The sequence below is a fragment of the Polynucleobacter sp. 31A-FELB genome (assembly GCF_018882405.1).
Classification (GTDB): domain Bacteria; phylum Pseudomonadota; class Gammaproteobacteria; order Burkholderiales; family Burkholderiaceae; genus Polynucleobacter.
The window spans coordinates 277508-291321 of the sequence record NZ_JACVOO010000001.1; the positions used below are offsets into that span (position 1 = coordinate 277508).

The 13814-nt window shown below is 47.6% G+C and carries 15 protein-coding genes and 1 tRNA gene; 4 read left to right on the top strand and 12 right to left on the bottom strand.

Going from position 1 to position 13814, the window contains the following annotated elements; genetic code table 11:
- Positions 1–3: 3 nt before the first annotated feature.
- The 6 genes from ICN30_RS01370 to ICN30_RS01395 form a co-directional block, all read right to left on the bottom strand.
- The gene (locus tag ICN30_RS01370) at positions 4–789 is read right to left on the bottom strand and encodes an SDR family oxidoreductase (RefSeq protein WP_216272728.1); all 786 of its coding nucleotides are present in this window, start codon (positions 787–789) and stop codon (positions 4–6) included.
- A gap of 51 nt (positions 790–840) precedes the next feature.
- Positions 841–1506 (bottom strand): membrane integrity-associated transporter subunit PqiC, encoded by a 666-nt coding sequence (locus ICN30_RS01375; RefSeq protein WP_255533027.1) that lies wholly within the window; start codon positions 1504–1506, stop codon positions 841–843.
- The gene (locus tag ICN30_RS01380; protein WP_216229344.1) at positions 1503–2417 is read right to left on the bottom strand and encodes an MlaD family protein; all 915 of its coding nucleotides are present in this window, start codon (positions 2415–2417) and stop codon (positions 1503–1505) included. Before ICN30_RS01380 ends, ICN30_RS01375 begins: the two co-directional genes overlap by 4 nt.
- Positions 2414–3181, bottom strand: a complete 768-nt coding sequence (locus tag ICN30_RS01385; protein WP_216229343.1) for an ABC transporter ATP-binding protein — start codon at positions 3179–3181, stop codon at positions 2414–2416. The genes ICN30_RS01380 and ICN30_RS01385 overlap by 4 nt, the downstream gene beginning before the upstream one ends.
- Entirely contained in the window at positions 3181–4353 is a 1173-nt protein-coding gene (locus ICN30_RS01390; protein WP_216272730.1) for an ABC transporter permease, read from the bottom strand. The genes ICN30_RS01385 and ICN30_RS01390 overlap by 1 nt, the downstream gene beginning before the upstream one ends.
- 89 nt (positions 4354–4442) lie before the next feature.
- Positions 4443–4519: transfer RNA gene (locus tag ICN30_RS01395), tRNA-Arg, on the bottom strand.
- An 18-nt stretch (positions 4520–4537) separates the two neighbouring features.
- Between ICN30_RS01395 and greB the strand changes: the two genes are divergently transcribed.
- Positions 4538–5038 carry a transcription elongation factor GreB gene (gene greB / locus ICN30_RS01400; RefSeq protein ID WP_216272732.1) on the top strand — a complete coding sequence of 167 codons (501 nt, stop codon included), beginning with the start codon at positions 4538–4540 and terminating at the stop codon, positions 5036–5038.
- 16 nt (positions 5039–5054) lie between these two features.
- Here greB and ICN30_RS01405 read toward each other — a convergent pair whose 3' ends face one another.
- Genes ICN30_RS01405 through ICN30_RS01420 form a run of 4 tightly spaced genes read right to left on the bottom strand, consistent with a single transcriptional unit; the run spans position 5055 to position 9275 of the window.
- The gene (locus tag ICN30_RS01405; RefSeq protein WP_370626570.1) at positions 5055–7400 is read right to left on the bottom strand and encodes a bifunctional (p)ppGpp synthetase/guanosine-3',5'-bis(diphosphate) 3'-pyrophosphohydrolase; all 2346 of its coding nucleotides are present in this window, start codon (positions 7398–7400) and stop codon (positions 5055–5057) included.
- Between the two features lie 15 nt (positions 7401–7415).
- The gene (gene rpoZ / locus ICN30_RS01410; RefSeq protein WP_011902918.1) at positions 7416–7619 is read right to left on the bottom strand and encodes a DNA-directed RNA polymerase subunit omega; all 204 of its coding nucleotides are present in this window, start codon (positions 7617–7619) and stop codon (positions 7416–7418) included.
- A 45-nt stretch (positions 7620–7664) separates the two neighbouring features.
- Positions 7665–8315 carry a guanylate kinase gene (gene gmk, locus ICN30_RS01415; protein WP_216224870.1) on the bottom strand — a complete coding sequence of 217 codons (651 nt, stop codon included), beginning with the start codon at positions 8313–8315 and terminating at the stop codon, positions 7665–7667.
- Positions 8316–8336: 21 nt separating this feature from the next.
- Complete coding sequence (locus ICN30_RS01420) at positions 8337–9275, bottom strand: YicC/YloC family endoribonuclease (RefSeq protein ID WP_216229340.1); 939 nt, start codon at positions 9273–9275, stop codon at positions 8337–8339.
- A 32-nt stretch (positions 9276–9307) separates the two neighbouring features.
- Between ICN30_RS01420 and rph the strand changes: the two genes are divergently transcribed.
- From rph to hemW, 3 genes are read left to right on the top strand one after another with little or no spacing between them, the layout of a single operon-like run.
- The gene (gene rph, locus ICN30_RS01425) at positions 9308–10039 is read left to right on the top strand and encodes a ribonuclease PH (RefSeq protein WP_216229339.1); all 732 of its coding nucleotides are present in this window, start codon (positions 9308–9310) and stop codon (positions 10037–10039) included.
- Between the two features lie 17 nt (positions 10040–10056).
- Positions 10057–10656 (top strand): RdgB/HAM1 family non-canonical purine NTP pyrophosphatase, encoded by a 600-nt coding sequence (gene rdgB / locus ICN30_RS01430; protein ID WP_216229439.1) that lies wholly within the window; start codon positions 10057–10059, stop codon positions 10654–10656.
- Entirely contained in the window at positions 10640–11860 is a 1221-nt protein-coding gene (gene hemW / locus ICN30_RS01435) for a radical SAM family heme chaperone HemW (protein ID WP_216272733.1), read from the top strand. Before rdgB ends, hemW begins: the two co-directional genes overlap by 17 nt.
- 29 nt (positions 11861–11889) lie before the next feature.
- Here hemW and ICN30_RS01440 read toward each other — a convergent pair whose 3' ends face one another.
- Complete coding sequence (locus tag ICN30_RS01440) at positions 11890–12693, bottom strand: enoyl-CoA hydratase/isomerase family protein (RefSeq protein WP_216272736.1); 804 nt, start codon at positions 12691–12693, stop codon at positions 11890–11892.
- A 73-nt stretch (positions 12694–12766) separates the two neighbouring features.
- Positions 12767–13765, bottom strand: a complete 999-nt coding sequence (locus ICN30_RS01445; protein ID WP_216272738.1) for a tripartite tricarboxylate transporter substrate binding protein — start codon at positions 13763–13765, stop codon at positions 12767–12769.
- Between the last annotated feature and the right edge of the window lie 49 nt (positions 13766–13814).

The window sequence follows — 13814 nt, forward strand, 5'->3', positions numbered from 1 at the left end:
AGATTAAATTGCCTGAATCTGACCACCATCAACCCGGATCACCGACCCAGTGATAAAGGACGCACTTTGGCTGGCCAAAAATGCGGCAGTGTCGCCGTATTCTTGAGGATTACCGTAACGACCCATCGGTATCTGTTTTAAGCTAGCCTGCACAACAGAATCGTAGCTAACATTTTCACGTTGGGCACGTGCTTCATCCAATTGACGTAAGCGATCCGTTGCTACACGACCCGGCATGATGACATTTACAGTAATTCCTTCGGCAGCCACTTCTGCTGCCAAGGTTTTAGACCAAGCTAGCAATGCCGCGCGTAAGGTATTAGAAATTGCCAAGTTTTTGATTGGGGCAATCGCGCCTGAAGTGGTGCTCGTAATGATGCGACCCCATTTACGTTGACGCATTCCTGGAAGGACTCGGTCAGTAATACTGATAAGCGACAAGACCATATCGTTAAAACTCTTTTGCCATAGTGCGGGGTCTTGCCCAGTAGCTAGGGTTGGAGGCGGTCCGCCAGTGTTATTAATCAGAATATCAATCGGTCCGAGCTCTTGCTCCACTTTGGTAACTAGTGCATCAATCACTGAGCTATCCGATAAGTCCCAGCTTAAAGCCAATGCTTTACCGCCAGCAGCCTCAATTAACTCCACGGATTTTTTTAGACCCTCAGCATTACGCCCAGTCACCGCCACCTTGACGCCTTCGCGAGCCAATGAAACGGCCATTGCTTGACCTAAACCACGACTAGATGCCATTACTAAGGCCACTTTACCTTTGAGTCCTAAATCCATGTCTTCTCCATCTTTTTTATTTTTTTATCGATATCACCACATCCAGGCTCGCTACTGCCCTAAAGGCGGAGGTAAATTACCAGCGTACTTATAAAGCACTACCTCATACTCTTTGAGAATTTGTGCCAAGGCCTCTTGCTGACCCAGTGCTAAAGCCTGAGGCGTATTGTCTTTAAGGGCAACTCTCTTGCTATAGCGATTTTTGCCAATGACAGGATTGCGTTTTTGAGGATCTGTTGCAGTCAGGAAAAACTCGACGGTAACTACGGCCTCAGGTCGAACTCGATAGTCACCATAGAACTCCTCTACAGATGTCTGCAAGATGTAATACGGAAAGAAGCTATTGCCCTGCCCCACCGTCATAGAAAAGATCTGGGCGTTATTGAGCCACTGACGGGTCGCATTACTGACCATTTCATTAGGCAGTGCAGAATAAATATTGTAGAAATCCTTTTCATAGCGTTGGTCACCCAAGCGATAAACCAAAGACTTTCCATCAAAAGGAGGTGCTGTTGAGACCGAACCCATCTTCAGCCAAACATCTGTGCGCGGCTTATAAGGGGCGCCTGTGCGTTCTGGAGCTACCATCCAACTAGTTGTTTCTAGTGCCGGTCTTTTAGGTAAAGAACAGGCGCTTAAAGCAAGCACAATGAATGCTACAGCAGTGAACTTAGAGAGGCGTGAGTTTTTCATCACCTGAGTTTTCATTGGCATCATTTCTGAGCTCCATTCATTGGAGGTGTAATTCTTGCGGGTGGCTCACCCCAAATCAAGCTTGAAGGTGATTGACTCGCGACCCGAGTAAATTCATTTAACTGTTCACTTGCCTGACGGATATTCTCTAGGGTGGCAGTGGTGTCGCCTTGAACGCTAGTAACCGTTTGACGCAAGGAAACCATAGTGGCAACCAATTCGCGCATCAAAATATTAAGCTGATCTTTATCCGTCACCTTGGCAATACGATCCAAAAGCACGTTTAGATCCTTAACCGAAGTAATGAGACCAGAGTTGTCTTTTCCATCACCCGCCATTAATTTATTCAGATTACCTAAGAGTGCATCAAATTTCTTCTGAGTTCCATCGACATCCATTCCATTTAATGCGCTGATGAGTTTTTGAATTCCAGAAATAATCTCATCCGCCTGGTTAGGCATGGAAGGAACAACTGGATATTCTGGCTCCCATGAATACGGCAGTGGGGTGTATTGAGATGCGCTTGTATAGAAATCCAATTCTACGTAATTCACACCAGTAATTCCCATGGATCGGATACGTGCCCGCAGGTTATCCTTTAGATAAGTTTGCAAATGGCTCAACTCAATCTTATCTCCAAAAATTTGCATCCGCACCACAACATATTCACGACGCTCTGGCATTGGCACCTCTTTTTCATAGACATCGCCCGACAAGTCTATCGAAGTTACCTGACCAATCTTTACCCCTCGAAAGCGAACAGCAGCACCAGCATCCAGACCAGTCACCGATTGCTTAATGTAGGTTTCCACCATGAATGACTTTTTAAAGAGCTGGCCTGAGCCAAAGATCAAGATTATGGTGAGCAGTGCACCGATTGCCGCCAAGACAAAAATGCCTAGGCGGAAATAATTGGGATTGGAGTTATTACTCATGCTGCGTCCTTGCTCATAATGCGATTAAAGAATTGATGCACTCGGGGATCTTTACTGGTATCTCTAAGAACTTTGGGATCGCCCTCAGCAATAATGCCCTTAGCGTCCTTATCCAACATGATGACCTTATCGGCGATGGAATAAATGCTCGCCAACTCGTGAGAGACGATCACAAAGGTAAACCCCAAGTTTTTTGAGAGATCCAAAATCGTACTATCCAGATCGGCCGATGTAATGGGATCGAGACCTGCTGATGGCTCGTCTAAAAATAATATCTTTGGATCTAGCGCCATAGCGCGTGCAATGGCAGCCCGCTTTTGCATGCCGCCACTAATCTCGCTGGGCATATACGTTTCGTATGGGAGTAAGCCCACTAAATCCAGCTTGCAACGGGCCAATAGATTCATTTGATCCCTGGTCAGCTGGGTGTACTCCTCCATAAAGAGTGTCACGTTATCGAGCAAATTCATGGAGCCGAATAAGGCGCCCTGTTGGTACATCACCCCAAAGCTGGTCATGATTTTTTGACGCTCAGCGCCTTGGGAGGTAGTAATGTTTTGACCTTCGATCAACACATCTCCAGAGAGCGGCTCATATAGACCGAATAAATTCTTTAGGAGACTGGATTTACCACAACCTGAACCGCCCAAGATCACAAAGATCTCGCCGTTCTTGACCGAGAAATTGAGATTTTGCAGCAGTACTTTTGAGCCATAGCCCACAGTAAGATTTTGAACATCAATTGCGTTATCAAGAGCATCCATCAGAATCCCGTCCTGTAAGAGATGTATGCAAAGATGCCGTCCACTAAAACGATCATGACAATACTGCTCACTACCGCGCGGGTAGCGGAGATACCTACAGCAGCTGCCCCAGTACCTGTCTGCATGCCACGCAAACAACCCATCGCAGAAACCACCACACCAAATAAAGTAGCTTTCACTAGGCCAGATAAAACATCTTCAACATCCACGGCAGCTAACATGCCGTTATAAAAATTAATAAAGGGGATGCCATAAATCTGCATCGTCAACATGGAAGAAAAAATGCTGACAATGTCGGCAAACAAGGTCAAGATCGGAGCCACTAATATTCCTGCTAGTACTCTAGGCACCACTAAAAAACGAATCGGGCTTAAGCCACCAGTAACCAACGCATCCACTTCACTATTCACAGTCATCGTACCGATCTCAGCTGCGAACGCAGCGGATGAGCGGCCGGCGAGCAAGATTGCAGTAATCAGCGGCCCCATCTCGCGCACGATACCCAGAGCGGCGAGCGGTCCTACAAATGAAACGGCGCCAAACTGCTGCATACCAATAGCAGCTTGAAAAGAAAGAATCACACCAATTAAAAAAGCAACCAGGCCAACGATGGGTAAAGCAGAGATACCAGCCTCTACTGCGGCATTCACAAAATCACCCCAACGCACTTGCTTGATATTTCGAATCGACCACACTAAGTCCGCAGATAGATGACCAACAAAAGTAATGAGTCCACGGCCATCATCTATGAGATCTTGAGCAGCCATTCCTGCGCTAACAACAAAACCGGTTTTTGGCTTCGCTGTAGGTGTTGGAAATAAATTATCAATCGGATCGAATTCACGCAAGAGCGGCTGATACTTTGGATCAAGGCCCTGAATATCAAATAGACCCCCTGCCTTTTTCTGAGCTTCTTCAACATCAATCAGGAATGCAAAAGCAGATCCATCTAGAGAACTCACTTTCGATGCATCAAAAACCAGTGAGCGGCCTTGAGCATTTCCCTGCCCCAGCCAAAGACTTTGCTTTTGACGAATATCAGTCCACACGCCCGCCAAGGAATACACATTGACAGCGCCACTCAAGGTAACTTGAGCATGGGTTGCGTCAGTTTGCGCCCAGATGGCTACTGGGGCTGTTGAAATCGCGGAATTAGCGTCTGAAAGGGCCATAAGCAAACTATAAGGGATTTGAATGAATGCACTATGAAATGGCTAAAAAGAAAAAAGGGCCCAGTTTTTCAACTAGGCCCCGTATGGGTTGGTGCGGCTGGCAGGAATTGAACCCACGACCCCTTGGTTCGTAGCCAAGTACTCTATCCAGCTGAGCTACAGCCGCAACAGCCATAATTATGCCATGGAAGAGAAGAACTACATCACACCCGCTGGCCACGAGCGTATCAAAAGTGAGCTTTTACAGCTCCTGAACCTTGATCGGCCTGAGGTTGTCAAGGTTGTTCACTGGGCAGCCTCCAATGGCGACCGCTCTGAAAATGGGGACTATATCTATGGAAAAAAGCGGCTTCGGGAGATAGATCGCCGAATTCGCTTCCTAAATCAGCGCCTTGAATTTGCCGTAGTAGTCGATAACCAAGCCCGAAAATCGGGGGATGCCGATGCCGAGCAGGTCTTTTTTGGGGCTACCGTCACCTATGCCAGCCTAGAGGGTCCAGAGGCGGGTAACGAGACAACCATCACGATTGTGGGGGTTGATGAGGTCGACTTGGATTTGGGTCATGTCAGCTGGGTCTCGCCGATTGCCAAGGCCTTAATCAAAGCACGTGTAGGAGATTGCGTCAAAATTCAAACCCCTACTGGGCCTAGCGAGATTGAAATCCTAGACGTCCAGTACCTGTAATTGGACTTAAAAGAATTTAGCTAACCCGCACCCGGGTCACGCGCATCACATCGTGATTGGTACGTAAGCTACGCATCACCTTGGAAAGGTGCAAGCGATCTGATACTTGGATCGTAAACCGAATGGTGACGGCATCTTCTTTGTAGCGATCATCCATCGACACGTTCATGATGTTGGAGTCAGCAGCAGTCACACTGCTTGCCACTCTTGCTAATACACCCTTACCTTGGCGCGTATCGATTGCAAGATCCACTTCAAACTCTCGGTTGACCTCTTTGCCCCACTCAACCTCAACCCACTTATCACTATCCTTGGAGAGCATTCGAAGGGCTACTGGGCAGTCATTCGTATGAACCTGTAAGCCCTCACCCTTACCGAGGTAACCAATAATGTTGTCGCCTGGAATCGGATGACAGCAAGTTTGAAAACTAATCGAGTTACCTTCGCGTCCATCAACCAAAATAGCCTGACGCTGATGGTGATGTGAAGTGATTTCTTGCTGAGGCGAAACCCAATCGGCCGCGCCCAAGCGCATTTGCTCTGAGCCACCTTCATCATCAATCAAAATCTTTAAGCGAATGGCTAGCTCTTGAGGGGATCTACGACCCAAGGCAATATTGACACAGGCTTCTTCGCGCGTTTTATCGCCAGTCCAATGCAGTAACTTTTCCCAGATCTCTGGTGACAGCAATCCTGCATCAACGCCCTGCTGACGCAAGGCACTAGCCAAGAGACGTTCACCCAATTGCAGAGACTCAGCATAGTGTTTGGTTTTGAGCGAATGACGAATGGAGGCACGCGCTTTACCGGTTCGAACAAATGCCAACCAACCTGGATTAGGCTGAGAGTTGGCTGATGTCACTACTTCGACAATATCGCTATTCTTAAGCTCACTGCGCAAAGGTAACTGCATGCCATTAATCTTCACAGCCACACAAGTGTTACCTACATCACTATGAATTGAGTAAGCAAAGTCTAAAGCGGTAGCGCCACGTGGCAAGGCCCTGATCTGCCCTTTTGGAGTGAAGACATAAACCGCATCCGGGAACAAATCAATTTTGACGTGCTCCAAGAATTCTTGTGAATCTCCACTGCTATCCTGAATATCAATTAAAGATTGCAACCATTGATGCGCGCGGTTTTGTACCTCGCTCATATCTGGCGTGCCATCTTTATAAGCCCAGTGGGCAGCAACGCCTGCCTCAGCAACTGCGTGCATATCACTCGTACGTATCTGAAACTCTACCGGCACACCAGATGGGCCTAATAGTGTGGTGTGTAGAGATTGATAACCATTGAGCTTAGGAATTGCAATGTAATCCTTAAACTTGCCTGGCATTGGTTTATAGAGTGCATGCAAAATTCCGAGAGCACGATAGCACTCGTCAATCGAATGCACGGTGACCCTGAAGGCGTAGACATCAAGTACCTGAGAAAAACTCAAGTGCTTACTACGCATTTTGTTGTAAATACTAAAGAGGGTTTTTTCTCGACCTTGCAGATCAACCTCGAGATCGGCTTTTGCAAATGCCATCCGGGCATTTTGCAAAATCTTCTCGACCATTTCTTTGCGATTACCACGCGCCCGCTTTACTGCACCTTCAATCACTCTGAAGCGCATTGGCATGGAGTAACGGAAACTGAGATCTTGTAAGTCGCGGTAAATAATATTGAGGCCGAGACGGTGCGCAATCGGTGCGTAGATCTCAATCGTTTCAGCGGCTACTCTGCGACGCTTTTCCATTGGGACGGCATCGAGGGTGCGCATGTTGTGTGTACGATCAGCTAGCTTCACCAAAATGACGCGCACATCTCGCGCCATCGCCATAAACATCTTGCGGAAGCTTTCAGCCTGCGCCTCAGCATGGCTCTGGAATTCCAACTTATCGAGCTTAGTTAATCCCTCAACCAGCTCAGCTACTTTGCTGCCAAACTTGCCGACTAGGTCAGCTTGAGTGCAACCTGTGTCTTCAATCACATCGTGCAGTAAGGCTGCCATGATGGAGGAGGCATCTAAGCGCCAAGTGGCACAGAGTTCAGCTACCGCTACGGGATGGGTAATATAAGGCTCGCCACTATGACGATACTGACCGAGATGAGCAGCATCAGCAAAATGAAAAGCCTGCTTGATGAGATTCACTTCATCAGGCTTGAGATAGCCCAATTTAGAAATGAGGCCATCAATAGAAACAACTTGATGTTTTAAAGGTAATGTTGGCGCAGAGGTAGGGCCAAATAAATGTCGGCTCGACTGAGCCAACAAGGTGGCGATGATGGAAGACTTATCGCTCTTAACAGTCTCTTTAGGCGAGACCTGGCCTTTGGATTCCGATGTGTTTGGGTCGCCTAAGGGGAGCTCCACAACGGAACCCCTGTATTACAAAGGTACTTTGGTCAACATGTCACGGTCAGTTACACCAGCAGCAACTTCACGCAACGCAACAACAGTTGCTTTATCTCTGGACTCAACACGTGGGGAGTGACCTTGAACCAATTGACGTGCGCGATAAGTCGCGGCCAATACCAGCTCAAAACGATTTGGGATAGTTTTTAGACAATCTTCTACAGTAATACGGGCCATGCTGAACTCACTTAAATTTAGCTTCAATACCTATAGGATAACTGATTAGACCCCAAGACGCCTTAAAAGCGCAGGGTTGCGAGCCATAATCGGCCCTGAGCGCAGGCGGCTGGCTGCCACCACATGGCGTAAATCAATTAAGGCCTGCTCAAAATCGTCGTTGATGACAATGAAATCTGCCTCATGGGCATGCTGGAGCTCTAAATGAGCTGCAGCTAACCTTCTCTGAATGGTTGCCTCATCATCCTGCCCTCGTTTGCGCAAGCGCTCCTCTAGAGCCTCAAATGAAGGAGGGAAGATGAAGATCCACTGCACTTCCGGAATGATTTGACGAATTTGCTGGGCACCCTGCCAGTCGATTTCGAGCATCACATCGCGCCCGGTTTTCATCTGGGTTTCGATCCAGGCTTTGGAGGTGCCGTAAAAATTGCCGTGCACTTCTGCATGCTCCAAGAAATTACCCTGATCGCGTTCAACTATAAATTCTTCTCTTTTGATAAAGCGATAGTCTTTGCCATCTACCTCACCTGGCCTTGGTGCACGCGTTGTGGTTGAAAGGGAGAGCTTGAGTGCTGCATCTTCTTGCAGTAAAGCGTTCACCAAAGAAGATTTGCCAGCGCCTGATGGGGCAACGATCATCAACATACTGCCTTGGTAGGCAGGAGATAAGTTAGCTTTAGGTTTGGGGCTGGCCATAATAATTTGTGTAAGTAACAGTTACTCTAAATTTTGCACTTGTTCACGCATCTGCTCAATTAAGAGCTTGAGCTCTAAAGCAGCTTGCGTGCATTCTTCTGAAACGGATTTGGAGCTTAAGGTATTGGCCTCACGGTTCAACTCTTGCATCAAGAAATCTAAACGCTTACCTACCGGCCCTTTGCCTGCAAGCGCAGTATCTACCACCTGAAGATGTGTCTTGAGGCGAGCAAACTCTTCCGCCACATCGATGCGAACTGCGTAGAGAACAACTTCTTGACGAATACGCTCCATCAACTCAGTACCAGACCCACTACTTTTACCTTGTTCTTGTGCAGCCAATGCTTCTGCCAGACGCTCAGTCAGTTTCTCTTGATACTGGGCTACATAGACAGGAACCTTAGGCTCAATCACCTTAACAATCTCACGCATCTTGCTAGTGATATTGGTGAGTACTGTGACCAAGGCTTTACCTTCTGTGTGGCGACTATCCATTAGCGCAGCCAAAGCAGCGCGGCCCGCTTCTACGGTCGCAGCAATCCAGCCCTCTTCTTCACCTCTAGGCTCAGAAACAATTCCGGGCCAGCGCAAAATATCAGCGATACGCAATGCTTCAGCATTGGGAAAGGCTACTTGAGCATGCTCTTGAAGTGTATAGAGGGCATCCAAGCGATCCTTGTTCAAGGCACCTAAGGCATGGGGGTTAGCTTTTGCAGCCCCAGCGGCACCCGAATTAACACGCCAGGCAGCCCGAAACTCAACCTTACCCCGAGAAAGGCTTTGAGTAGCCATCTCTCGTAAGGCAGGCTCAGCCCCGCGACACTCGTCCGGAAGACGAAAGCCCAAATCCAGAAAGCGGCTATTAACAGCCCGACATTCCACTTGCAGATCAGCTACAACGCCAGCTCCTAGGGAGACTTGACGAGAAGCGCTGCCATAACCAGTCATGCTCGATATCATATGGACATTGTAGATCTTTAGGACCACACCCCATGACTCAGCACAACATCACCCGCCCTAGTGGCCGCACCCCTACGCAATTACGCCCTGTGAGCATCAGCCGTGCCTTTACCAAGCATGCGGAAGGCTCAGTCCTGATTGCCTTTGGTGACACCAAGGTGCTCTGTACAGCCAGCGTTCTAGAAAAAGTGCCTCCGCATAAAAAAGGCTCTGGTGAAGGTTGGGTTACCGCTGAATACGGCATGCTCCCCCGCTCTACCCATACCCGTAGCGATCGTGAAGCAGCGCGCGGCAAACAATCTGGACGCACACAAGAGATTCAGCGCTTGATCGGTCGTGCAATGCGCAGCGTCTTTGATCTAAAAGTCTTGGGTGAAAGAACTATCCATTTAGATTGCGATGTCTTGCAGGCTGATGGCGGAACAAGAACTGCATCAATTACTGGCGCCTATGTAGCAGCACGCGATGCAATTAATACCCTCCTGCAAAGTGGTGCACTCAAGGCCGACCCAATTATTGATAGTGTTGCAGCGATTTCTGTTGGCATCTATCAAGGCGTCCCCGTGCTCGATTTAGATTATCCAGAAGATTCTTCTTGCGATACCGACATGAATGTCGTTATGACAGGCAAAGGCGGCATGATTGAAGTGCAAGGCACAGCTGAAGGCGCTGCCTTCTCACGCGCTGAATTAAATGCACTGCTTGATTTAGCAGAACAAGGTATTGCGGACTTAACGCAACTCCAAAAAGAAGCGTTTAAATAAAAGATTAAAGGTAGATGGTGCAAAAACTCGTTCTCGCCTCTAACAATGCCGGCAAGGTTCGGGAGTTTCAGGAACTCTTAGCGCCTTTTCTATTTCAGGTCATCCCTCAAGGCGAGTTAGGCATTCCTTCAGCAGAAGAGCCGCACCATACTTTTGTTGAGAATGCGCTTACTAAGGCACGTCATGCCAGTGCTGCCAGCGGCTTGCCCGCACTTGCTGATGATTCAGGAATTTGTGCTCATGCATTAGATGGGGCACCAGGAGTTTACTCGGCACGCTATGCAGGCGTTGATGGAGATAGTGCAGCTAACAACCAAAAGCTGATTGCATCCTTACAAGGTAAAGCCGATCGTGGGGCGCATTACGTTTGCGCCCTCGTCATGGTCAATAGCGCCAATGATCCAGAGCCGCTGATTGTGCAAACTCGCTGGTATGGCCAAATCATTGATGACGCCAAAGGTGCCCATGGCTTTGGTTATGACCCCCACTTCTTTTTACCTGAACTTGGCAATACAGCCGCAGAACTAGAGCCTTCTGAGAAAAATCTCATCAGCCATCGTGGTCAAGCATTGCGCGAACTCATCGCCGAACTTCAAAGCCGTGCTCAATCCGCTTAATCCGGTTTTGGCAACCCAGCCAAAACTCACTGCCCTTCCCCCGTTATCTTTGTATATTCATTTTCCGTGGTGTGAAAAGAAGTGCCCTTATTGTGATTTCAACTCGCATCAAATTAAAGATGGTGTTGGTAATGCAGATGCAGGCGCAAAAGCCTCTCAGGGATTTGATGAAGCGCGCTATATCAAGGCCCTCATTGCTGATCTTGAGACAGAACTACCTCGCATCTGGGGTCGTCAAGTACATAGCATCTTTATTGGTGGCGGCACTCCGAGCTTGATGTCCGCTAATGGCATGAACGAATTGCTTTCAGCCATTCGAGCGCGCGTGAACTTAGAGCCTGATTGTGAAATCACCATGGAAGCTAATCCCGGCTCAGTTGAAGCGGAGAAGTTTGCTGGCTTTGCTAAAGCAGGCATCAATCGCGTCTCTTTAGGCATTCAGAGTTTTCAAGATCAGCAACTCAAAGCATTGGGACGTATTCATAATGGTGAAGAAGCTAAGCGCGCGATTGCGATTGCTTTGCAACACTTTAAATCCGTCAATCTGGATTTGATGTTTGGCTTACCGAATCAAACTTTGGAAGCAGCTAAAGCCGATATTGAAACTGCGCTCTCGTTTAAGACACCGCACCTATCTTTCTATAACCTCACGCTAGAGCCCAATACCTATTTTGCAAACTTTCCTCCGAAGCTGCCAAACGAAGATGAGATAGATGCCATCTTTGAACAGAACTTGGCGCTATTAGAGACTGCAGGTTATCGGCGCTATGAAGTATCTGCGTACGCTAAAAAAGATCAGGAGTGCAAACACAATCTCAACTACTGGCGCTTTGGGGATTACATCGGAATTGGCGCAGGCGCGCACGGAAAGATTTCCTTCCCAGACAAAATTACCCGCCAAGTGCGGGAGCGTCATCCAGAAACCTATATGCAGGCAATGGAAAGCAAAGGCAATGCATTAATTGAAGCAAGAGAGATTCCCGCTAAAGATCTTCCATTTGAATTCATGCTCAATACATTGCGCCTGACAGATGGCGTTGACACCATCACCTTTAGCGAGCGTACCGGCTTACCGCTAAATGTAGTTTCAAAAGGATTGGAAGAAGCTAGCAAAAAAGGTTTGTTAGATCTGAATCCAAACAAACTCAAGGCCACTGAACAAGGTTTGCGCTATCTCAATAATCTGCAAGAGATGTTCTTATAAGTCTAAAGATGGGTGTTTGCGGACTTGGATTACTTTCCAGTCCAGACAGGTGGTTTCCCATCTAAGAATGCGGAAACACCATTCTTAAAATCTTCACTGCCATAACATTCCCGAATGAGATCACTGCAGTCCGGTAAGTTATTTTTAATCAATCTAGCTAAAGTCAACTTGGTAGATTTTTGTGTAATGGGGGCTAATTTCATTAAGCGTTCAGCCAATTGATTAGCCCCAAGCTCAAGATTTTCGGCTGGATAAGTGGCTAGGAGATAGCCCTGTTTCAATAACTCGGGTGCAGTAACCAGTTCAGCCAATAGCAACATACGCTTTACGATATTGACACCTAGATGCGCGACGAGCCAAGCAACATTGCCGGCAGATAAACAATTGCCCAGAGTTTTTGCAATCGGAACTCCAAAGCGGGCATCTGGTGTGGAGATTCTGAAATCGCAACAACTGGCAATTGCAAGACCTCCACCAACCGCCATGCCATCAATCACCGCAATCGTCGGGATAGGCAATGTTGCCAAGGGGGCTAAATATTGATCGATACCCTCTTCATAAGAAATCCCGTCCTCACCGGACGTAAAGCCGGAGAACTGAGCGATATCACTTCCAGAGACAAAGGACTTGCCTCCAGCACCACGCAAGATAGCAACCTTGGCCTTAGGGTTCTTAGCCAAATCTTCACAAATGGATTTCAGACTCTGATACATCCCTACCGTCATTGCATTGCGGGCGGCAACGTGATCAAAGATGATGTATGCAACATCATTGCGAAGTTCTAAGCGAACCTCGGCAATACGTTCTGGAGTGGAGTTATTTTCTGCTGTCATGAAATAAAAAACCCTCCCTCATTCAAGAGAGAGGGTCTGTAAATACTATAACTGAATAAGCTGATTCTAGAAATTATTCAGACTTGATGTTCAGACTCTTCACCAAGCGCTGATACTTTGCTAGCTCACCCGCTAAGAACAGGCTGAAAGCAGCTGGTGTTGCTGGACCTTCTGGCTGCAGACCCTGGGCATCCAATGTTTTCTTAATCTCTGGATCGTTCGTAGCCGCTTTGACTGCCTGGTCGATCCTATTCACCACCGCTGGATCCATGCCTTTTGGCCCCATCACAGAGTACCAATTGGTGACATCAAATCCAACGATGCCTACTTCGTTAAATGTAGGTACGTTAGGTAACAATGCCAATCGCTTTGGAGTAGAAATTGCCAAAGCCTTTAAATTGCCCTGACGAATCTGCTGCAAGTTTGGTGGCAAGGTATCAAAGTTCATTGTGATTTGACCGCCTAATAAGTCCACAATCGCTTGGCCGCTTCCTTTATAAGGAACGTGATTCATTTCTACACCAGCGATCTTGGAGAACAAGGCGCCGGCGAGATGTTGCGTACTACCAATACCGGATGAGCCATAAGTCATCTGACCTGGATTCTGCTTAGCCAGTGAAATCAACTGCGCTACGGAGTTCACCGGAAGAGAAGATTTAACAACCAACACGTTTGGCACATAACCTAAATAGGTAATCGGCGTAAAGTCTGTCGCTGGGTTGTAAGGAACATTCTTCAGCACAAATGGAGAAATCGCATTCGAGTTGGAATGTCCCATCAATAATGTGTAGCCATCTGGATTAGATTTAGCAACCAGGTCCGCACCAATCGTTCCTGCAGCCCCAGATTTATTTTCAATGATGACGCTTTGGCCCAAAATCTCACTCATTTTTGGAGCAATAGCACGAGCCACAATATCAGTGCCGCCACCAGGAGCAAAACCGACAATTAAACGAATCGGTTTGGTTGGGAAGGCCTGTTGCGCACTCGCGGAAAATGGCAATGCACTACAAATACCTAGGGCCAAAAAAGCGAATCTGCGCAAAATCCTTTTAGGGGATTGATTGATCATACGGTCTCCATTTTTTGTTTTATATTCAAGGCTAGTATTTAGCAGAACA

Excerpts from the sequence above, each read along its gene's own strand:
- rpoZ (WP_011902918.1), bottom strand. The coding sequence starts at position 7,619 with ATGGCCCGTATTACTGTAGAAGATTGTCTAAAAACTATCCCAAATCGT.
- ICN30_RS01375 (WP_255533027.1), bottom strand. The coding sequence starts at position 1,506 with ATGATGCCAATGAAAACTCAGGTGATGAAAAACTCACGCCTCTCTAAG.
- greB (WP_216272732.1), top strand. The coding sequence starts at position 4,538 with ATGGAAGAGAAGAACTACATCACACCCGCTGGCCACGAGCGTATCAAA.
- ICN30_RS01440 (WP_216272736.1), bottom strand. The coding sequence starts at position 12,693 with ATGACAGCAGAAAATAACTCCACTCCAGAACGTATTGCCGAGGTTCGC.
- ICN30_RS01370 (WP_216272728.1), bottom strand. The coding sequence starts at position 789 with ATGGATTTAGGACTCAAAGGTAAAGTGGCCTTAGTAATGGCATCTAGT.
- rph (WP_216229339.1), top strand. The coding sequence starts at position 9,308 with ATGACTCAGCACAACATCACCCGCCCTAGTGGCCGCACCCCTACGCAA.
- ICN30_RS01385 (WP_216229343.1), bottom strand. The coding sequence starts at position 3,181 with ATGGATGCTCTTGATAACGCAATTGATGTTCAAAATCTTACTGTGGGC.
- ICN30_RS01445 (WP_216272738.1), bottom strand. The coding sequence starts at position 13,765 with ATGATCAATCAATCCCCTAAAAGGATTTTGCGCAGATTCGCTTTTTTG.
- ICN30_RS01380 (WP_216229344.1), bottom strand. The coding sequence starts at position 2,417 with ATGAGTAATAACTCCAATCCCAATTATTTCCGCCTAGGCATTTTTGTC.
- gmk (WP_216224870.1), bottom strand. The coding sequence starts at position 8,315 with ATGGCCAGCCCCAAACCTAAAGCTAACTTATCTCCTGCCTACCAAGGC.
- ICN30_RS01420 (WP_216229340.1), bottom strand. The coding sequence starts at position 9,275 with ATGATATCGAGCATGACTGGTTATGGCAGCGCTTCTCGTCAAGTCTCC.
- ICN30_RS01390 (WP_216272730.1), bottom strand. The coding sequence starts at position 4,353 with ATGGCCCTTTCAGACGCTAATTCCGCGATTTCAACAGCCCCAGTAGCC.